This window comes from Carnobacterium divergens DSM 20623 (assembly GCF_000744255.1).
In the GTDB taxonomy this organism is placed as follows: domain Bacteria; phylum Bacillota; class Bacilli; order Lactobacillales; family Carnobacteriaceae; genus Carnobacterium; species Carnobacterium divergens.
In genome coordinates, this window is record NZ_JQLO01000001.1 from 155,865 (window position 1) to 177,235 (window position 21,371).

General features: G+C 34.2%; 15 protein-coding genes and 1 pseudogene. 13 read left to right on the forward strand and 3 right to left on the reverse strand.

What is annotated here, in order from left to right; genetic code table 11:
* Window positions 1-25: 25 nt before the first annotated feature.
* Window positions 26-1,375, forward strand: coding sequence for a gluconate:H+ symporter (locus BR52_RS00775; protein ID WP_034568327.1), 1,350 nt, complete (start codon window positions 26-28; stop codon window positions 1,373-1,375).
* Between the two features lie 42 nt (window positions 1,376-1,417).
* Here BR52_RS00775 and BR52_RS00780 read toward each other — a convergent pair whose 3' ends face one another.
* From BR52_RS00780 to BR52_RS00795, 3 genes and pseudogenes are all read right to left on the reverse strand, one after another.
* A complete protein-coding gene (locus BR52_RS00780) occupies window positions 1,418-1,630 on the reverse strand; it encodes a hypothetical protein (RefSeq protein WP_034568329.1) in 213 nt (70 codons plus the stop codon).
* Window positions 1,627-2,660 (reverse strand): annotated as a pseudogene (locus BR52_RS00790) (WxLIP family cell surface protein). The gene BR52_RS00780 and the pseudogene BR52_RS00790 overlap by 4 nt, the downstream one beginning before the upstream one ends.
* 69 nt (window positions 2,661-2,729) lie before the next feature.
* Complete coding sequence (locus BR52_RS00795; protein ID WP_034568335.1) at window positions 2,730-3,410, reverse strand: WxL domain-containing protein; 681 nt, start codon at window positions 3,408-3,410, stop codon at window positions 2,730-2,732.
* 348 nt (window positions 3,411-3,758) lie between these two features.
* Here BR52_RS00795 and BR52_RS00800 point away from each other — a divergent pair, with 348 nt between their 5' ends.
* From BR52_RS00800 to BR52_RS00855, 12 genes are all read left to right on the forward strand, one after another.
* Window positions 3,759-7,226, forward strand: a complete 3,468-nt coding sequence (locus BR52_RS00800) for an immunoglobulin-like domain-containing protein (protein ID WP_034568336.1) — start codon at window positions 3,759-3,761, stop codon at window positions 7,224-7,226.
* A 482-nt stretch (window positions 7,227-7,708) separates the two neighbouring features.
* Window positions 7,709-11,488 carry a pectate lyase-like adhesive domain-containing protein gene (locus tag BR52_RS00805; RefSeq protein ID WP_034568337.1) on the forward strand — a complete coding sequence of 1,260 codons (3,780 nt, stop codon included), beginning with the start codon at window positions 7,709-7,711 and terminating at the stop codon, window positions 11,486-11,488.
* A gap of 11 nt (window positions 11,489-11,499) precedes the next feature.
* Window positions 11,500-11,847 carry an LPXTG cell wall anchor domain-containing protein gene (locus BR52_RS00810; RefSeq protein ID WP_051915582.1) on the forward strand — a complete coding sequence of 116 codons (348 nt, stop codon included), beginning with the start codon at window positions 11,500-11,502 and terminating at the stop codon, window positions 11,845-11,847.
* 20 nt (window positions 11,848-11,867) lie between these two features.
* Window positions 11,868-12,632, forward strand: a complete 765-nt coding sequence (locus BR52_RS00815; RefSeq protein ID WP_034568338.1) for a WxL domain-containing protein — start codon at window positions 11,868-11,870, stop codon at window positions 12,630-12,632.
* Between the two features lie 27 nt (window positions 12,633-12,659).
* Complete coding sequence (locus BR52_RS00820; RefSeq protein ID WP_034568339.1) at window positions 12,660-13,418, forward strand: WxL domain-containing protein; 759 nt, start codon at window positions 12,660-12,662, stop codon at window positions 13,416-13,418.
* Window positions 13,419-13,497: 79 nt separating this feature from the next.
* Complete coding sequence (locus BR52_RS00825; RefSeq protein ID WP_034568340.1) at window positions 13,498-14,601, forward strand: WxLIP family cell surface protein; 1,104 nt, start codon at window positions 13,498-13,500, stop codon at window positions 14,599-14,601.
* Window positions 14,602-14,622: 21 nt separating this feature from the next.
* Complete coding sequence (locus tag BR52_RS00830) at window positions 14,623-15,495, forward strand: class A sortase (protein ID WP_034568341.1); 873 nt, start codon at window positions 14,623-14,625, stop codon at window positions 15,493-15,495.
* Between the two features lie 63 nt (window positions 15,496-15,558).
* Window positions 15,559-17,070, forward strand: a complete 1,512-nt coding sequence (locus tag BR52_RS00835) for an AcpB/EbpR/MafR family transcriptional regulator (RefSeq protein ID WP_051915583.1) — start codon at window positions 15,559-15,561, stop codon at window positions 17,068-17,070.
* Window positions 17,063-17,566: a hypothetical protein gene (locus BR52_RS00840; RefSeq protein ID WP_034568344.1), complete on the forward strand. Its 504-nt coding sequence runs from the start codon at window positions 17,063-17,065 to the stop codon at window positions 17,564-17,566. The genes BR52_RS00835 and BR52_RS00840 overlap by 8 nt, the downstream gene beginning before the upstream one ends.
* A gap of 14 nt (window positions 17,567-17,580) precedes the next feature.
* Entirely contained in the window at window positions 17,581-17,823 is a 243-nt protein-coding gene (locus tag BR52_RS00845) for a hypothetical protein (protein WP_034568346.1), read from the forward strand.
* A complete protein-coding gene (locus tag BR52_RS00850; RefSeq protein ID WP_034568348.1) occupies window positions 17,804-19,279 on the forward strand; it encodes an AcpB/EbpR/MafR family transcriptional regulator in 1,476 nt (491 codons plus the stop codon). Before BR52_RS00845 ends, BR52_RS00850 begins: the two co-directional genes overlap by 20 nt.
* Window positions 19,280-19,673: 394 nt before the next feature.
* Window positions 19,674-21,200, forward strand: coding sequence for an AcpB/EbpR/MafR family transcriptional regulator (locus BR52_RS00855; RefSeq protein ID WP_034568350.1), 1,527 nt, complete (start codon window positions 19,674-19,676; stop codon window positions 21,198-21,200).
* Window positions 21,201-21,371 lie beyond the last annotated feature (171 nt).

The window sequence follows — 21,371 nt, forward strand, 5'->3', positions numbered from 1 at the left end:
CATCAACCACTAGGAGGGAAAATAGATGGAATTATTAATAGTAGGTTTAGGTATTCTAATTCTTTTGTTCTTGATTATGAAGGTGAAGTTAAATACATTTGTTTCTTTAGTCATTGTTTCAATTTTAGTCGCAGTTGGGTTAGGAATGCCGTTAACGCAAATTATTACCACTGTTGAAAATGGTATTGGTAGTCAGTTGGGCCATTTGGCATTGGTCTTTGGTTTTGGAGCAATTTTAGGTAAGTTAGTGTCAGATGCCGGCGGAGCATACCGTATTTCCACAACCCTTATTAATAAGTTTGGTCGTAAGAAAATTCAAATTGCGGTGTTAATTGCATCATTTATTATTGGGATTGCGCTGTTCTTTGAAGTAGGTCTTGTCTTACTAATTCCGATTATTTTTACCATTGCAAGTGAGCTAGGGATTTCAATACTTTACTTAGGAATCCCAATGGCTGCAGCCTTATCTGTCACTCATGGTTTTTTACCTCCTCATCCAGCTCCAACAGCGATTTCAGGAATTTATAACGCAAATATCGGTATGGTATTGCTTTATGGTTTTTTGATAGCGATTCCAACAAGTATTATTGCAGGTCCGTTATATACAAAAGTAGCACAAAAACTTGTACCAGATGCATTTAATCGCACAGGAAATATTGCAGCTTTAGGAAAACAGAAAAAATTTGTTCTTGAAGAAACACCAGGTTTTGGAATCAGTACATTGACGTCATTATTCCCAGTTATTTTGATGGCGCTTGCAACATGTTATGAACTGTTAAGTGGTGGAAAAATCACAGAAAAATCTTCTATGTTTGATCAAGTGATTGCTTTTATTGGCACCCCAGGTATGGCAATGCTCTTATCCTTATTGTTTGCAATCTATACGATGGGGATACGTCGCAAACAAACGATGCCAGAAATTATGAAATCAGCAGAGGAAGCCATTAAACAAATTGCAATGATGTTATTGATTATTGGTGGTGGAGGAGCCTTCAAACAAGTGTTGATTGACGGTGGTGTGGGAGATTACGTGGCACAATTATTTGTCCACTCAACGTTATCCCCTTTGATTTTAGGCTGGGTAATTGCGGCAGTTTTAAGAATTTGTCTAGGTTCTGCAACAGTAGCTGCATTGACAGCAGCTGGTTTGGCTGCGCCTTTAATGGCAGCTACTGGAACCAATCCAGCATTGATGGTGATTGCTACTGGAGCAGGCAGTTTGATTGCCTCTCATGTTAACGATGCAGGTTTTTGGATGTTCAAAGAGTACTTTAACTTATCCATTAAAGAAACATTTGCTACATGGACCGTTTTAGAGTCAATTATTTCAATCGTGGGATTGATTGGCGCTTTGACTTTGAATTTAATCGTCTAATTTAAAAGCTCAGATTCTTATAGAATCTGAGCTTTTCGTCTGTTAAAAAGAATAAAAAACAAGTAAAAATGCCACTAATATCAATTCTAGTAACGTAACTAAAAAAAGTAAGAGGATAGGAATCCAACTTTTTTTAGAGGTTTCAGGATGTTTATGATGATAAGTGATTTCTTGATGGTAAAAATAAAAAAATTCAACGAAACTAATTGTAACGAGAATGGCGCCAAAAGCGATTAAGTAATACATTAAAGTCATCCAGCCTTCCTCCTACGATTTCGTTTATTAAGAACAATCAATAATATTCCCACGCTCAAACTGCAACTCGCAAAAAGAATGACCCAGAGTTTAGGCAAGACAAAACGATCAATCGCGTTGGCATTTAATTTTTTTGCTTCTTCTTTTTTTATATCAAAATCAGTTGACCAAGACCATGAGTTATCAGCGCTTTTTGCTGTAGTATGAACGGTGTATTTACCTGGTTTCATATCCGTGTTTCCCCAAGGAATTTGAAAATCCATTACAGAATTAGGTGCAAAGGTAGCGGATTTAAGCTGACTTTTTTTTAATACTTCTGTTTGATTTTTTTGGTAAGTGTTGCATGGATAGTCACATTGTTGGCAATAGCAGGAGTAGTGTTGGCAATTTTGATATTGATGGATCGATAGTCATTTACTAAATCTGCCTTTGCACGAAGCAGATTTAAATTTGCTGAAACATATTTTTTTTCAGACAGCATCAGTGCAGTAATATAAGAAAAATTGTTGGTGAGCTGAGCTTCGTCTTGTTTGCTATTTTTTAACTGAGATTCGATTCCGCCAAGAAGTACCCCTTGGAAGTGGTTATCAGGAATTTTAATATATATGGAAACGAATCGGTTTTGATACGGTGGAATAACTACATCCCGACTTTCCTTAGGAATTTCCACCAATTTGGTAATAGTTTGTTCTAATCGATAGGATTCAAGACCTGATCGATCAGAGTATTCAATTAATCCATTACGATTCGTTTTAGCTAAGTGGAATTTATTTTCAACCGTGATTTCTTCATTGGTATTATTGTGTAATTCAAGTTGGATTTCTTGTGAAAAATTTGGAGTGACTTCTAAATCGAAGTATGAATTTTCAGGAGTGAGTTGGTTCTCTGGTAAAAGAGCTTTGACTGTAAAGGCAACAGATTGATTATTGCCTTTTGTTTCGGCAACACTTAAAGAGGGGAACCAATAGAAACTAAGGAATAGAGAAAATGTCGTAAGCAATACAAGGAAAACGGATGGTTCTTTTTTCAAAATAGTAGGACTCCTTTAATTCATTGCGCAAGAACTTGATTAAATTTCCTACGCAATGCTGATAGTTTATTAAGGTGTTTGATTTGGTCCAGCAGTTAAGGTCCAAGTAATTTTTCCAGCATAATCGTCGCCAACTTTTACTTTTGCCAAATCTGCCACCTTTAATTGAAGCTGATCTGCAGGGATTAAGGCTTGCCAAGCTCCAGCGCCTTGACCGTCTGTAGCATCCACAACCAAATCAGGTGTACTGTCATTTGAAAGAAGAATCGCATCATTTGGAATAGGAGTAACGGTAGGACTACTTACAGTTCCGCGAATGCTCTTCATGGAAACACCGGGCATTGAAATCGCTGCACCAGATAATGCACCTTGAGAACTACTAGTAAGTTTATTGCTGATTTTAGCGGTAAGATTCCAGCCAACATGTGTTCCACGTACATCTTCAACTTCAGTATAATAAGTAGGAGAAGTATCTGCTAAGGGAATAGAGGCAGCTCCTGTTGCTATAGCAGTACTTTTAAAGTTGAACAATTTAGGAATACGCATTAAAGCCAATGAGGCTGCTTCATTTCCTGTACCGGGGTTTGATGTATCGGATGGATCTGTTGTTTCAGGTGAGGTAACCGTTCCAGCTAAAAATTCAGCTTGTAGGTCTGTTGTTCCTTCTTGGGCATCTGCTGCTAAAACGACTGACGTACTTAAAAGAGTTGCAGTTGAAATCAAGCCGATGATAAGTAATTTTTTTTTCATTTTTTCCTCCTAAAGTTTATAATAGCTGAATGCTATCATCTTTTTGTTGCGTACTCCAACGAGTGTTAACGATATTTGGAATACATAGCAAACATAGCAAGTTCTCATTCTTTTTACAATTTCTTAATTTCCAATCTCAAGTGTCAAAAATAAAAAAAGAACAAGCTTAAATTGTTGTTTTTTTAGATAAAACTAGATACCTAAAGCTTTTAAAAGGTGAAAGAGACTTTCATTTAGGGAAGAATGTAATTGTTCTCTTTCTTTTTGTTGATTGACTAAAATGTTTAATTTTTTATACTGATAGAGAGAAACTAAAAAAGACATTAAAAAGAAGGGGGGAGTTTAGCAATGAATGTAAAAAAATTGCTACTATTTCTACTACTAGTCACGAGTATTTTTTCATTAAGAATTGTTTTTGCAGTTGAGGAAGAGCCATTCTTAGCGGATGAAAAAAAGTTGTGGGAGCTATCGCCAGAAATTGATCACGCACAGGGTGTATTTAAAGGTGGGGCCATTGATGTTAATGCTGAAAATAGTTATGATCTTTCAGGTACTAAAAGCTCAAATAGTTTAAATTCCCTTAACTTTTCAGAAAGTATAGCTTATGCCAGTAACGGAGATGCTATCGTGATTGGTACGACTTCGGTAGAAGAGGTTCAAGGGATGCCAATTCTTGACGAAAACAATGAACCTTATTTATTTGCTACTAACAAAATTGCTACTATTGGTTTTGTTGCCCGAATCAATCAAAAAACTAAAAAAATTGTTTGGATTAAAACAGTTAAGGAAACAGGTTATATCGCTGCAAGCAATCGTGGTACTCAATACACGTATTTAGCAAAATCTGATGATGGCAGCTTTATTGTGGCTGGAGCACAAACTGGCGTTGCTCCTACTGGAGGATCCTACCCTATTGTCAAAAAAATAGATGAGAATGGCACCGTTCATTTTAATTTGAAATTATCAAAAATTCTAAGTTATGATATGAAATACTCTAAGGCGCTCGCTGCAAAGGAGGTCAGTCGTGACGGAGAAACGTTTATGCAAGTGATTGTAGCATTACGTTATGAAGATAAAATTCTATCGGTCTTAATTGATAAAAACAATCAACCGATTGCTGTTGAAACAATTGATGCAATCGGCTATAAGGAGGATCCAAATCAAGCCTATCGAGGAAGCTTTGTAAATAAAGACACCTTTTTTTTTATTACAATAATTTTAAATCACAAACTGTATGCTGTTAAAATAGAAAATGGAACTGGAAAATCAGAATTAATCCCACTTTCGTCAGAGATTATTTTTCCCAAACAGGAACCCATCTCTAATTATGTTGTCGCCTCAGATCAGCCAGGTATTTACTATTTTATCGCAGTACAAAAAACGAAGATGGTTATCTCTAAGTATGATTCCACTACGAACCAAGTTAACGACACCAAAGTATTTGCAACAGAAAATTCCAATTTAAATACATTTAAATACTTAGCAGGTAAGGGATTGGTGATAGGCGGAGACAGTGCAGGAAATGATGAAATCGTCCCCAAGATCGTATCTAAAAAAACAAGCTTTTACACTATTTTAGATGAGCAATTGCAACCCAAAGAGTATCGCTTCCTTGAAACAACGCAACAGTCAAGTTTATTAACTTTCGTCACTTTGGAAATGGAAAATGGCGATGAAAAAATCGAAGCGTTTATTCGTTATGAAGGTATTGAGCCTGATAATTATATTCGTGATGTTCATTACCCAGAACCAACAGCGACGACAGCTATTAAAGATACTGCAACTCTGTTGATAGAATTTGGAATCAGCGATGCGCCACTACTTATAACAGGGACACCGATACTTGCGAATCTTTCGACAGAAATCAATTTAATGGAAAATGTTTCATCAAAAGGTAGTAGTGGAAAGGACTTAACGAGTACAATTGTTCATTCTGATTACCGTAATGTATTAGGCGTAGACACCGTTTACTATCAATCTAAATTGACGAATACGCTGAAAACAACAGGCTATCGTGAAATTCAAAAAATTAATCCCTATAAAGAATTTACATTACCAGTAGATGGAACGTATCAAGTTGGCGATCGTTTTGAGGTTCCAGTGATAGAGTCAACTGCCTTTAAAGGAATGGATGAAAAAAACCGACTGAGCTATTTAATTACTTCGGTAAGTGAGGAAGAAATCGGTGTCAACGTAACGATTTATCGAGAAGATGGAGAAAAAAAGTCAGCTACAATTCAGCACGATTTTGTCGTAAAGAAGAACAATCCTCTTGCTATTTATGGCGAAGACATTGTGGTAGAGCGAGGGGAATATCAAGAATTAACCGAGGTTATTCCCTTCTTTAATGCGGAAGCAAAAGACCAAGTGACTGGTGAAAATCGCACAAAAGAATTGACGTTTTTGTCCTCCAATTTAAATTTACAAAAAATAGGCAAGTATCAAGTGAAGGGTGGCATTGAAGACGTTGTTTCCACGGATTTTTTGATTTATGTAGAAGACACGCATCCACCTATTTTAGAAAGTAAGGCTGAAATAATCTATCAAAAAGGAACGGTTATCGAAGAAGAACAATTTTTTCAAGATATTCAATTGAAAGTAAACGAAGAAGCAGATACATTTTCTAATTTTGATGGAAGTATGTTAGAAGCAGTCGGAGAATATCTGATTGAAATAGTCTCTATTGATGAATCCGCAAATTTCACTTTTCATTATGTGACAATCAAGGTTAAAAATGCTCCTGAAATAAATGGAGATACGCAATTTATTGTTGAAGGAACAGACTATGAGCCTCTTTTACAGGAAGTAACGGCTAAGGATTATGATAATAAGGATTTAACGAATGGCATAACAGTTGTGGAAAACAATGTCGATCCCTCTAAATTAGGTGTCTACCAAGTAACGTATCAAGTCACAGATACCAATCACTTTACAACTACAAAACAAGTTCACGTTATTGTATACAATGACGATGATCATGGGAATCTTCAACAAGGCTTACCTGTTATTAATTTTACAAAAGGCCTTGAATCTATCAAAGTAGAACAATTTAGTGGCCCATTAGACTTGATGGCTATTTTTGGCATTGAAGGACTTGATAAAGTAGAAGGCAAACTGACAGATTTGATTCATATGACGTTAAATAATCAAACAATTACTACCTTTACGCCAGACAAGTTAGGAGAGTATCGGATTCATCTGAATCTAAAAAATGGTAAAGGCGATGCTGCAGTAGAAAAAATAATTACATTAACTGTCTATAAGGAAGATAGCCCTAATACAGGCGCAAAAGGGGAGCTGGTTCTACAAAAATTACCAGGCCATTTTTATTTTGAAACTGCAAAAATCCGCTCAACTACAACAAAAATAAAATTAGACAAGCAGGCAAAGAACCAGCAGGGAGATGCACTTTATTCCAATGCATTAACTGAAGGGTTTAAAATTAGAATAAAAGATCAAAGAGCTTTAAGTGAGGAGAATATGGAAGGATGGCAATTGTCTGCTAGCTTGAATTTTCTAAATAAGCAGAATAAGGATTTACGTCCAAAAGGTGCAAAAGTATTTTTAAAAGCGAAAGAAGCTGAAATCTTCCATATAAACTCAGACCATGAGACCCTTTCTGAGTTCAGTCCATCCGAAACATTTGAAATCAGCAATGATAGGACAGAAACCTTGATTTCAGCTGTTAGAGAAGGTCAGGTGTCGAAGCAAGTGGTGATTCCTTTTGAAACTGTTGAGCTATCAATCCCTCCTAATCAAATGCATCAAGGAGCTTATATGGGTGAAATGAAATGGCGTTTGATAGCAGGTCCTTAAATGTATAAAAAGTAATTAATTTAATAAAAAAGCTATTTTCTTTAAGTAGAAAATAGCTTTTTTTGTTTTTTTTACCCGATAAATGAATTTTTATTTAAGAGAAAAGGAGAGATTTTAAATTTCTAAATAAAATAACGATATATACTGATTCTGATATAACAACGATAGTTTGATTTTTGATTTTTTTTTTTGATAATTTTCCAAAAAGTAAAACAGTTTTGAAAAAAGACCTATGCTACTATTTTGTTATAGCTTAAAGGAAAGGGGACAGTGAGCAATTGATGTATAAAACTTCATTTTAAAAGGTGAAGGAAACTTACTTATTTGGTTCACGAGGGGGAGCTAAATAAAATTAAAACTTTACTAGTATTTTTCAATAATAGAAAAATAGTTGTAAAAGAAAGGAGAACAAGTTGAAATCTAAACATTGGTTAGGAATAGTTACAATAATAGGTCTGTTTGTTTTGATGAGCATAATCATTGTGAGAGGATTAAATTCTGATCCAACAATTAAAGCAACGCAAGAAGACCAACCAACTGTAAAGGGTCTAAGTTTACAGACAAATCCAGTTCAGGATTTGAATACCTCTTTTGATATCCAATTAGAACTACCAGCAGATTTAACAACGAAAGTTGAATTAGAAGTACCCCCACTTGTTTCTTTTGATGAAATTAAAGCAATCAAACAAAATGAACACGTAAAAGCAACTATTACTTATCAACAAGCAACGTCTACTGTTACCATTCAACCAAATCAAGAAGAACAAGCAGTAGCAACTATTGATGACGATGCGAGCGAGATAAGCAATATGGTTTTAAAATTGCCTTTTATTGCCAAAGAAATTGGTGAAGGAACCTTTAACGCAAAAGTAGCATCGCAAGAAACTATTACTCAAGAAGTTTCTATTGTAGATCCAGAACAAAAAGATGATGCGCCAGTTGATTCAACACTAATTACGGATTCAATCGAACCCAAAACAACAGAAAAGATATTGGAAGACCCAGCTTTTGAAACGATGAAAATCAACGCCTTAGCAGTTGAACCTCGTGCTGGAACTAATGTATCAACATGGACTGAATTTATTAGCGCCTTAGGAAACGCGGCAGTATCAAGTATTAATGTAACCGCAGATTTAACTCGTGGAACAGGTACCGCAGCAGGTACGTACACGCGTTCCATCACTATTAACGGCAACGGTCATACAATTGATTTTGGAGCCAACAATGGCAGTATTACGTTAGGCGCTGGACCTGTTGGGAGTGTACTAGAACTAAATGACTTGACTGTAAAAAAAGCAGGAGCTGCAGCCATCGTTACAGCAACAGCTGCTAATAGTAGTAGATGGGAAGTTGTGGTTAGAAATGTAAATGGTGCTGAGACAGGGAATGTATCTAGTTTTATCAATGTACCCAATGGAACGATTACAGTTGATGGTGGAAATAGTACGTATAATTTAAGCAATGCGAATACAGTATTTACAGCCATGAACTTCAATGTAATTAATGGTGCTAAACTAAACTCTAGTGTCAATGGAAACAATTATTATTCAAGTGTTGCTGGTTCAAAAGTAACAATTAATGGCGGTTCAGTTATTAATTTCTATAGTGAAGCAGATGTTGCCATGCAAATGACAGCTAGAACCGATTTTGAAGTGAGTGATCCTGGAACTCTTTTAAGTGTTGAGGGAAATTCGAATGCAACAGGTGATGGTGGGGCGTTAATTTCCATCGTTGGAGCAGGGACAGAAATCAATGTTAAAAATCAAGCTGAGATAAAAATTCATAGCAAACGAACTGTAGCCATGCTAATGAATAGCTCAGGAGGAGTATTTAATGTTTCTGGGGGATCAAAATTAAATCTTCAATCCGATAATAACGCGAATAACTTTGGTGCGACATTGCGTTTTAGAATTTCAGGAAACATGACGTTTAACGTCAGTGAAAATTCAGAAATCAATATTACAAAAACCGGTGGAGCTGCACCTGCAGTCCGAATGTATGGAACGGATAATAAATTTATTGTTAATTCAGGTGGGAAGGTAGCTATCCGAAATTATGGGAATGGCACTCCTAATAATGGTGGAGTAGATGCAGGAAATCAGGGAATCTATTATACAGATAATCGTGGAGACTTTGAATTAACAGGCAAAGGATCTGAAGTAAAAGTACTTGCTGATAATGGACCCGCTATTGATATGGGAACTAGAACGGGAAGTATTACAGCTGGAGAGGGGACGGTTTTTGTTGCCCAAGGGAACACAAGAGCAGCAACTTCAGGAATCTTTAATACTGGAGTCAGCACCATCTCAGTAGATAAACCACTTTTTTACGATTTTAGAAATGATCGTACAGGTGGTGGTTATGTTTTTGATGTGCGAGCAAACTCAACGTTTACCTCTACTCAATCTGATTTAAGTGTTTGGAACATTGGAGACAACCTAGATGGAGATCCTGCAAAAAACTGGTCATTATTTGATTATGTTTTATCTGGAGCCAACTTTGTCACTATCAATTCTACAAATGTACCAACGGAATTTAATACAAGTGCTAATTCATATGGATCAAAAGGAGCTTCTTCTTACTCACGAATGAGTGGAAATAATGCCGCTCCAATTGTAGATGAATTAAGAATGCCCACCAATGCGGATAAATCGATTTTTGGTCACGTAAAAGTTCCAATTGGGACAACGGATGGCCGTGATTCATGGACAGATGAGAGTTATGTGGTTGTTCAAGTAACCAAGCCTAATGGCACAGTATCAGAGTTTACTGCGCCAACGATTGGAATGAATAATAATAGCCCAGGTTTGAGTATCTATGGAGAAAAACCACGTGCAGGGATGTTTAAGATCACTCTACCCAATAATCAGTTTGTTGAAACTGGCGATCAAGTAAAAGTAATCAAAGCGTGGCGTGGTGTTAGTGATCCAAATTCAAATCGGAATCACAGTAGCTTACCAGAAGATTTGATTGCACCAGATCGAATTTCTAAAGATGTAACGCCACCAACACCAACAAAAATAAATGATGAAGCCACAATTAATAATGCAACTAAACAAATCTCAGGTCACTCAGCTGAACCGAATAGTTTAGTGAGTATTACAGTTAATGAGACAGAAATAACAGGATCGGCAATCGTTGCAAGTAATGGAAGTTGGACCTTTGATTTACCGAGATATTTAGAAAAAAATGACGTTGTGCAAATCTTCTTACAAGATCAAGCTGGAAGCGCGATAGGGGTTGACAATCCACCTGTGACAAATAATACAGTTGGAAATAAAAATCCAAAAACAACGTTAGCTTATCATGATGCAATCTTTGAAGCAGCACCAAAAGTAACCATCCAAGATGTATTACCTGATACCAACAAAGTGGTTAAATCAGTGTCGGTGAATAATTCTAACAATACAACACAAGTAGGATCAATCTTAACGTATACCTTAGATATTTCAAATAATAAAGCAGCAGCAATCGACACAAAATGGAAAGATATTTATGCTGTAGATACCTTAGATGTTGGATTAGATGTCGATTTATCAAGTGTTAAGGTGAATGGAAGCAACCTTCCAGCAGATAAAGTGCAATTTAATGAAACAACTAGGGAGTTAAAAATAAACGTCAATGATTTAAATACACAAGAAAGTGTCAGAGTAACATTTGATACAAAAGTGAATGCTAAAGGAATTAACAAAACCATTTTGAATACAGCAACAGCAGTTGGAAAGTCACCAAGAGAAGTCGAGCCCTTTAAACCAGGAGCAAACGATCCAACGGCTACTATGCAGACGTATCAAGCGGTATCAAATACGATTCCCAATCCAGGGGGTTCTGTTTTTGGAGTATTAGAATTCGTTTCTGCACCAAGTTCCATTTCATTTGGTGAGGATTTGAAAGTGTCAGCTAAAAATCAAATTTATGGTATTGAAACAATGAAAGACAACTTAACCGTACAAGACTCACGTGCCATTAAATCAAGCTGGACAATGACGGCTAAAATGGTTTCTATTTTAACAAGCACGTCAGGTCATGAGTTGCCAAATGCAGTTCGTTACTCATCAAATGGAGATTCAACCATTATCAATCAAACGGCAACCACGATTATGGAACATACCAATAAAAATGAAGATCCACTAACCATTAATGATACGTGGAACAAAGAGAACGAAGGCTTGATTTTGAAAATTGACGGTGGGAAAGCAAAAGCAGAAAGTTATTCTGGTACGATTCAATGGACACTACAAGATACTCCACCTAATAAGTAAGGAGGAAAAAGATGAAAAAATATAGTTGCTTAATCGCAGTCATCCTAATTTTAACTTTTTCCATGGGGGATAAAAAAGTATCTGCAGCTGAAACAAATGCGTATCAGTCTAATGGAGAAGTTGAATTTTATGGGGTCTATGAAGAACCAACAGAAGAAGAAAACCCAGTGGTTGACCCTACTTTACCAAGTACAAATGGGCAAGTTAATGTACCAGTAAACAGTGGGGTGACCAACGGAGCTAAATTACCACAAACAGGTGATCAATCACCAATCAGTTTTTTTGTTATCGGGGGAGTCATTTTATGTTGGAATGGATATTTGCTCTATCATCGATTTCAACTAAAAAATAAATTATAAAAAATTCGGGGGAAATAAAAATGAAATTAACTAAATTAATCACAACATCAGCAATTATCTTAACAGCACTAAGCACAGCATCAGTAGCGTTAGCAGCAGACGGCGGCGTATATGAATCAAACGGTTCGATTGAATTTGTGCCATTTGATGGTATTACACCACCAGTTGATCCAGAAAATCCAGACCCTAACAAACCGGTTCAACCAATCGATCCAACAAATCCAGATGAAAAACCAAATCCAGGAACAGCTGGACCGTTGAGCATTGATTACGCTTCTAGTTTAGATTTTGGAAAAAATAAAATTACAAACCGTGATGAAACTTATCATGCAAATGCAGTTAAATTAAGCGATGGTCGTTTTGTTTCAAACTATGTTCAAATTTCAGATAACCGCGGAAGTAATGCAGGTTGGTCATTGACAGTGAAACAAGAAGGTCAATTAAAAAATGAAACAGCGATGAACAAAGAATTGACAGGTTCAGTTATTAAATTGGTAAGTCCAGTAGCAGCAAGTGTTTCAGAAGGAATCTTAGCACCTAAAGTAGAAAATATTACACTAGATCCAACTGGTGAAGCATCAATGGTGATGAATGCAGCAGATGGAGCCGGTGCGGGTACTTGGGTTGACCGTTTCGGAACCGTTGAAGAAGTAACAGAAGGAACTGAAACCGTTCAAAAAAATAAAGCAATTACTTTAGAAATTCCAGGTAAAACACCAAAAGATGCAGTGAAATATACAACAAAATTAACTTGGACATTAACGGATACACCAGCAAACAACTAAAAAAACAGTATAGGGGAGAACTTAAAAATGAAAATGACAAAATTAATGGCAACAACAGCAGTATTAGCAAGCACACTTGTATTAGGAAATGTAGTAGCATCAGCAGAAGCAGGTAAATTACCAGCAACATACGAAACAGATACAACGGTAAAATTTTCACCAAGTGATGAAATTACACCACCAGTAGATCCATTAGATCCAGAAAATCCAACAACACCAGTAGATCCAGAAGATCCAGATAAACCAATCAAACCAGGTACAAACGGACCTTTGAGTATCGATTTTGCGTCCCCATTATACTTTGGTGAAAACAAAATTGTTTCAAGTGATAAAGATTATTTCGCAGAAGCGCAACCTTTATCAGATGGAACAACACGTCCAAATTACGTTCAAATAACAGACAACCGTGGTGGCGAACAAGGTTGGACATTACAAGTAAAACAAAATGGACAATTTATCTCAAAAACATCTAAACGTGAATTAACAGGTGCACAAATTTCATTTGCAAATGGTCAAGTTGCAACAGCAACGGATTCAAAAGTACCTTCACTTATTGCAACTGAATTCACCTTAGTAGCCGACGGTACAGGGGCAGCACAAAATGTGATGACTGCAAAAGCTGGCGAAGGTGCCGGAACACATGTTTACCGTTCAGGAGATGATGCTGCTAAAGCAACAAGTATTAAATTATCAGTTCCTGGTAAATTGACTAAGCTTGCTGAAACCTATGCAACAACTTTAACGTACACTTTAACAGATGTACCCGGAAACGATACACCAGAATAAAGCTTACCCATTTTAATGATGGAAAGCATCGACAGCTACTAGGTCGATGCTTTTCATACTATATTTTAAGGAGCCAATCATGAAAAAAATAATTAAGTTACTTAGTATATTAGCAGTTTTGTTCGGTTTTGTTGGTTTTTATTCTAATGAAGTGCAAGGAGCAGAACTCAATTTTGCCGTAGAACCTGTTATTCCCGAAAATCAAATTGATAAAACCAAGACATATTTTGATTTGAAAATGGCACCTGGAAAAGATCAACTACTAGAAATAAAACTGAGAAATGATACGGAAAAAGATGTAATCGTAGAGCCCAAAATAACAAGTGCAACCACTAATTTAAATGGAGTGGTGGAATACAGTCCAACTAAAGAAAAACAAGATGCAACATTGAAATATCAGTTAAGTGATTTAGTAGAAGTTGATAAATCGATTAAAATACCCGCTAAAAGTAGTGTTGTATTACCCTTAGCAGTGAAAATGCCGAAAGAAGAATTTGATGGCATTTTAGCAGGTGGAATTACACTACAAGAAAAACAAGATACTGAAGAAAAAACATCGAGTGACGACAAAGGCCTTTCAATTCAAAATAAATATGCCTATGTAGTTGCAATGGTTTTAAGTGTAAACGATAAGACAGTAGATCCTCTATTAAAATTGAACAAAGTAGAAGCAGGGCAAGTAAATGCGCGAAATGTAATCAACGCAACGATTCAAAATACAACTCCAGTCTATGTTAATCAGCTATCGGTTCAGTCTAAAATATCCTATAAAGACACTACCAAAACCTTATACAGCTCTTCAAAAGAAGGGATGCAGATGGCTCCTAATTCACACTTTGCTTATCCCATTTCACTAGAAGGGAAAAAACTGGAAGCTGGCGAATACACACTAGAAATGACAGCAAAATCTAAAGACAATGTCTGGAAATGGAAAAAAGATTTTACGATTTCAGCCGAAGTTGCAAAAGAGCTCAATACAAAGGATGTCCAAATTAAAGATCCTTCTTACTGGTTGTATATCATTATTGGTGTCATTCTATTAGCTATTGCACTTCTTATTTTCATCTTGTACAGACGTCGTAAGAAACAAAAAGAGGAAGCTGAAAGAAGAAAGAAAATGGCTCAAAAACGTAAAAAACGTAAAGCAATGGAAGCTAGAAAAAGACAAAACAGAAACGAATAAACCTAAAGGAGTCAGTTGGAAATGAGTAGTCAAAAAAAGAAAAACCAGAAAATAAAAGACTATCTTCAACTTACTTCGATTGTTTTAGCAATTGGAATTGGCTTGTGTTTTATTTTTACACCGTGGTTAAAAAATGAATTAATCGCAAGCTATTCCAACCATTATCTCACTAAAGAATATAAGCAAAATGAATGGATTACGAACGCTACAAAACCTGCTACTTTTGATTATGAAAGTATTCAGCCACCAAACCTCAAAGAAATCGCTTTTCAATCAATAAAGCCTAAATCTGAATTAATTATTGGAAAGTTGACAATCGAAAGTTTGAATATGAATTTACCAATTTTTAAAGGCACAACCAATCAAAATTTACTTTCAGGTGTAGGAACAATGACAGAGCAACAAGAGTTAGGTGTGGGAAACTATGCCTTAGCAGGCCATCATCTATATGATGAAACCTTATTGTTTGGTCCACTTTTAAAAATAAAAGAGGGTGCGCTCATTCAACTAACGAATCAATCAGAGTTATATACCTATAAAGTATTGAATAGCAAAATTGTTCACCAGTCAGAGTTATCTATTTTAGCGAACCAAGGAGATAATCGTTTAACTTTAGTTACATGTGATGTTCCTTTTCAAACCGACCAACGCTGGATTGTTACAGCTATTTTAGTCCATCAAGACAATTTGGTAAAAAAGGAGAAGGAAACCGCATTATCAGAATCAGTAAAAGCATATCAAGAAGTTGAAAAACAGTTTATAAACCAACAAAAAAGAAGCGCATTTAAGCAAAATAATTGGCTTATCTTCCTGTGTTTGTTTCTGTTGCTACTTACTGTACTTATTCTTGTTAAACGATATGGAAAAAAGAGTCGTAGCAATGAAAATAAGTAAGTACACGGAAATCAACAATAGATATGAACATTAAAGTTAAATGAATTTATCGGAGGGATAACTTTGCAGAAATTTTTAGAAAAATCAGATAGCCGAAAAATTGAAGTAATAAATTTTTTAGAAGAAAGTTATTTGCAACAAGCTTCGATTGCAACAATTAGTAAAAATTTAAAAATATCAGAATTCATCCTAGTAAGAACAGTAGACGAATTGATTGAAGACATCGAAAAACACCAGCTGAGCAGCTATTTCATCATTTCAAAAACAGATAAATTGATTCTTTTAAAAAAGTCTGGAGCTGCTTCTATTAACTTACTTCTATGGATTTATTTGAAGCAGTCCTTATCTTTCGAGTTGTTAGATGAAATTTTTAAAGGAACCTTTGAAACAATCAATTATTACTCTGAAAAAAACTTTGTCAGTTACACAAAAATCTATAAGCGATTAATGGAAATAAAAAAAATATTGAATGAACACGACATTCGACTTTCATCAAAATTCAAACTAGCAGGTGACGAAATCAAGATTCGAATGTTTTTTTACCAGTTTTATGTACCTGTTTTTAATCAAATTGAATTTCCTTTCGCAGACGAACTAAAAGCAGTTTCTCAAGATTTGATTGTCAATTTAGAAAAAATCGAACAAAAATCGTTTTCAGAAGCAACAAAAACCAAATTGTCTTTTTTTATTGGCGTGATGTTTAACAGAATTGGGACAGATTGTTATTTATTTAATGCTAGTAAAATAAAAGATAAAGAGCTTCCTCGCGAGCAGTATCATGAAGCTATTTATCCAACGATTATTGAATTTGTTAAAACGTATACGGGAATAGAGCAGCAAAATTTTTTAATTGCAGAAGCAAACTTTATTTTTGCCTTTTTGATTGGCGAAACCATTATTACGGAACAGTTGTCTGAAAAAAAAGCAATCAAAAAAATCCCATTCCAATCGGAAAAAAGAGACTATCATTTGTTTTCCATTTTTTTGATGGAAGAACTTAGTAGCTATTTAGCAAAGGAAATTCCAGATCAATTAAAAGAACAATTTTTACAGCAATTAGATTTTATTCATTTTAAAGTATTTTATTTTGAGCGAATTAATACGGAGTTTACGAAAAATATGAACGTTGAATATATTAAAGAAAATTATTGGGATGCGTATCATTTTTCAATTGAGTTTTTAGAAAAAGTATCAAAAGAAAAGAGTTACCAAAACATCGCGCTAAACAAAGAATTTTTATTTTATCAATATTTATTTATTATTATCAATATCTTTCCACCCGCATTTTTTATGAAGCCAATTAAAATTTGTGTCGATTTTTCATTAGGCGTGAACTACAACAAAATGATTTTGACGAACTTACAAACGTTTAGCTATTTGAATATTGAGGTCTCTGATACCTTAACCAGTGAGACAGATTTATTGATTTCTGACTATTACTTTAATGAAAAATTAGTGAATTGTGAATATTTAGTCTGGAATATGCCACCAACAGCATCTGATTGGGCAAATGTTGGAGAAGCTTTAATGAGAATTAAAAAAAATAAAGAAACTGAGGGTATTGCCAATGGATAAACTAACGAAGTATTCATCTATCAAAAATTGGATTCTTTTTGGCAGTATTTTGTCATTAGGTTACTTAGTTCCCAATAAAGTCACTCAAGCAGAGGTTCAAGATGATCCTTCGAATGAGGAACAAAACGTTGTTCGTTCTCATCCCGTTGATCCCTTAGATCCGAGCGTGGAAATCACACCGGTACCTCATCAACAAAAGCAAAGAGAGGCGTCGTTTGAGTCGGAAACGGAAGAAGTTAACAAGCCACAACCAAATCGAAGTGAAATTCCATTGCCTAATGGTGAGGTTCCCGAGCGAATCAAAGTTAAAAATGCACCTAAATATCCAGTCAAACGGTTTTGCTTATTAGAAAATCAAACGGTTGTTTTAACTACCAACGAAGATGACGAGGGAGGTGGAGGAGCATCAGATGAGCCGAGTTACATTAGTCAAGTTTGTGCAGGAATTACAGGCAAACTACTATTTGGAGTAAAACCTAACCATTATGAGGAATAGAAAGGAGAAAAATAATGAAAATTGAAGATCATTGGAACGATGGATTTATTTATTGCGTACAATTTTTAACAGCGGAACAAATTGAACGAAAGATTACGAAATTTATTGTATTGCCAAAAAAATATACTAGCAAAGAAATAGAACAGATGGTAGGAACTAAATTTCAAAATGTAAAAAAAACATTATTTATTGATGAATTAGGAGACGGGTTACTATTAAAGGAGTTAGAACGATACAATGGAACCATTAATGGATAAAGTAATTGATCGAAAAATTAAGTTATTGAAACTTTTGAATTCAACTGAGGATTTTTTTCCATTATCAGAGCTAGCAAATTTTATTGATTTAAGCGTTAAAACAACGATAGTAGAATTATCTGACGTGAAGGATTATTTAGCAAAATGGAACGACCAAATTCAGTTAGTAAAACAGAAAACCAACTATAAATTAATTAAAAAAAATACATTCAATATCGAAATAGTTTATTCAGATTTGAAACAAAAAACGTTTTTCTATCTATTTTATACAACCCTTTTCTTTGAAAAACATGAAAGCTCAACAGCATTTTCAAAAAACTATTTTTTTAGCTACAGTCATTTTTATAAAAAGAAAAAGGGATTAAGTAACTATTTAAAGCATTTTGATTTAGATTTTGAAAACGATCCACTAAGTATTGTAGGAGAAGAAATTAAAATTCGCTTTTTTTCATATCATTTTTTCTGGGATCATTATGAGAGTAATAAGTGGCCATTTTTAGATATCCAACCATCCAGCGTTAAGCAACAGATAAAAGAAGCAGAAGAGCTCCTTGAACTGAATTTAACAGAGCTTTCAAGAGAACGTATGGCTTATTGGATTGGCATTCAAAAAACTAGAATATCAACAAAGCATGCTCTTCCAAAAATAAATTTATTTCATGAAATAGCAAGGGCAAGTACAAGCTATCAACGTTTGTTACCATGGCTAAAAAAAATCATTGCTACAGAAAATAGTGAATTAAACGAGAGTGAAATTAGAAATGAATTGGAGTTCTTATATTTTATCTTCTTTTTAATTGCTCAACCTCAGGTGACTAACAGGCTAATCGAAGAAGCCCAAACAAAGCAGTTACCAGACTCAAATTTATACAAACAAACACAAGGATATTTAAACCAATTTCATCAAATTTTTGAAGTGATCTCGACAGATGAGTCACTGTTGATAGAAGGATCTTTTTTTGAGGCGTTGTTTTACCATCGTTATTTGAATGATCAGTTTATTTTTTATTTAGAGTTTGAAGAAGAGCTTCAAGGCATTCCATCTTTATTTAAAGAAAAATTTCAAGCCATTTATCTAGCAAAAAAAGAAGAGAGCGTATCATTAGATACACGCTTCTATCATTATATTCAGCAATTATTAAGCACCATCATTGAAAGCAATCATTATCGACCACGGTTATATGTGAACCTACTATCTAAAAAAGGAAAAATAGAAGAAACTCTATTGATAAAAGAAATTAAAAAAATGCCTTACAATGTGGAAATTAATAAAAAAGCTCAAGAACTTAGCGATTGTATTATTAGCGATAGTATCGAAATCAAGGCAAATCATGCAACTATATTTTATTGGAATAGTTCTCCTACACAAGCAGAGTGGAAAAAATTGGCTCAGCAATTACAACAAGTAGAAAAAACTAAAATTGCTCAAAGATCATTTTTATATAATAGCAAGTAAACTCATTTTATGAAGAATTAAAATGAGTTTACTTGCTATTTTTTTCGTCACGTAAATCTTTTTTTTTCGTTTAAACAAGCGAAAAAAAAATTCTGATAGTTAAGTGAAAGAATTTCTTATTATTACGATAATAATTACTCATAATTGGTATATTGAATAGTCAAATCATTAGTTAAACCATATAAATAACTATTATTACAACCGGAATATTTTTAAGCGAGAGAAAATGTAAAGAGCTATTGAATTTTTAATGTATTAGATTATAAACTATTTTAGCCATTTTTCAAATTTATTTATTAGCGGATAAATAAGAAAAAAATTAAAAAGAAAATCAGTGCTGATTCGGTATACTATTCAAAGGAGTTGTTATTTTAATAGAGAGGAGTTTTTTTGTTTGAATATATTTTTAGAGAAAATATTATTAAGGAAAATGAATATATTGAGTTTGCTCTATTCAGAAAGTCGACCGTTTACAGTAAAAGAACTAGCGATAAAATTAGGATATACGACTAAAACAATTTTAAAAATGATTGAAGTATTAGAATTTGAACTACAAAAATGGTCAAATACAGTTCAATTAGTCGTAAAAGAAAATAAGGAAATTCAATTAAAAACGTCCGAGAAATTTTCACTAAAAGTGATTGAATTAAGTTATTTGAAAGAGTCACATATTTTTAAAGCTTGTGATGCTATTTTTAACGGTGACTTTGTTGATATTGCAACTTTTTCAAATGAAAACTATATCAGCTACAGTACTTTATACGGTCGCTTGATTGCAATTCGACCAGTATTAAAACAATATCAGTTAGAGTTTAAACCAAACAATAAAGCGCATTTTTTAGGAGAAGAAAAGCAATTGCGTTATTTTTTCTTTCATTTTTATTGGAATTCATCATGGGGAATGGAATGGCCTTTTAAAGGAATAAAAAAAAAGCAGTTGCTTCCTTTTATTGAAGCAATTGAACAATTTAAAAACAGCCCGCTTATGATTTCGGAACAAGAATTTTTCTTCTATTGGTTAGGTGTTATTTCAGTGAGAATTCAAAATCAACATGCAATAGAAGACAGCCCCTTAATGGAGATTGTTATAGATGGAAATCCTAAATTTGAGCTATTCTCGCAAAAAATGTACCCACTTTTTAAAGAACTCTTTTCACTAGAAGAAAGTCAAATACACAATGAAATCAAATTTTTATTTACTATTTTGTTTATTTACACACAATATGAACTAGAAGATCCACTGATTAGTGAAATGCTTGTTTTTTCGCAAAACAAAGAACATCTTGTTTTTGAAGCAACAAATTATTGGCTTAAACGTTATATGGAGTTTTTTCGTTTAAATTTATCGGCAGCGGAGTATGGAGCGATTTACACTAACTTAGTCCATTTACATTTTCGTGTTTATTTTTTTGAAGGAGAGCAAAGTTCTTTCTTTTCAAGAGAGGATGAGATTCATAAAAAGGAAGATGTGTATCATTTAATGATGGCGTATTTTTATAAGGAATTGCTTCAAGAGAGTAAATATTACCCCATTTTGAAGCATAAAAACGACTTACTACTTAATTATACTTTACTAGCTAGAAAATTTATTAAATTAGAAATCGATTATCGTCCTGTTCGAATACAGTTATTGTCTGTTTATGGGAAAGCAGAAACCATTCAATTAACAACCAAACTACAGCAAATTTGTGAAGAGAAAATTGAGTTTAGCTATACTCTAGGAGAAAAAGTAGATTTAATAATTTCAGATCGCCATTATGAAGAGCTTGACGAATCAGTAGCGCCACTTGTTATTTGGAATGAAAACCCTAAAGTAAAGGATTTTATGAGAATTATAAAAATTATTGAAGAATTGATGATTCAAAAGTTTAATCATTATTTATTAAAAACTGAAACAAACAAATCCACTTTTCTTGAATAGGTCGACTAGACCGTCTATTAAGGAATGATTTAATTATTTTCTAAATTTTTGATTTTATTATAAAATTCAAACTGTTTTTTTTAAGCTAAACTAGTGGTTGTGGTTGAGTACTTTCTTTTTAGTCAAGAGAACCACATTTGGAGAAAAAAGAAATAAAGAAGGAGGAGGAGA

Bases quoted from the DNA above. Each gene is read 5' to 3' on its own strand.
- BR52_RS00775 (WP_034568327.1), top strand. From the start codon at position 26: ATGGAATTATTAATAGTAGGTTTAGGTATTCTAATTCTTTTGTTCTTG.
- BR52_RS00780 (WP_034568329.1), bottom strand. From the start codon at position 1,630: ATGACTTTAATGTATTACTTAATCGCTTTTGGCGCCATTCTCGTTACA.
- BR52_RS00795 (WP_034568335.1), bottom strand. From the start codon at position 3,410: ATGAAAAAAAAATTACTTATCATCGGCTTGATTTCAACTGCAACTCTT.
- BR52_RS00800 (WP_034568336.1), top strand. From the start codon at position 3,759: ATGAATGTAAAAAAATTGCTACTATTTCTACTACTAGTCACGAGTATT.
- BR52_RS00810 (WP_051915582.1), top strand. From the start codon at position 11,500: ATGAAAAAATATAGTTGCTTAATCGCAGTCATCCTAATTTTAACTTTT.
- BR52_RS00815 (WP_034568338.1), top strand. From the start codon at position 11,868: ATGAAATTAACTAAATTAATCACAACATCAGCAATTATCTTAACAGCA.
- BR52_RS00820 (WP_034568339.1), top strand. From the start codon at position 12,660: ATGAAAATGACAAAATTAATGGCAACAACAGCAGTATTAGCAAGCACA.
- BR52_RS00825 (WP_034568340.1), top strand. From the start codon at position 13,498: ATGAAAAAAATAATTAAGTTACTTAGTATATTAGCAGTTTTGTTCGGT.
- BR52_RS00830 (WP_034568341.1), top strand. From the start codon at position 14,623: ATGAGTAGTCAAAAAAAGAAAAACCAGAAAATAAAAGACTATCTTCAA.
- BR52_RS00840 (WP_034568344.1), top strand. From the start codon at position 17,063: ATGGATAAACTAACGAAGTATTCATCTATCAAAAATTGGATTCTTTTT.
- BR52_RS00845 (WP_034568346.1), top strand. From the start codon at position 17,581: ATGAAAATTGAAGATCATTGGAACGATGGATTTATTTATTGCGTACAA.
- BR52_RS00850 (WP_034568348.1), top strand. From the start codon at position 17,804: ATGGAACCATTAATGGATAAAGTAATTGATCGAAAAATTAAGTTATTG.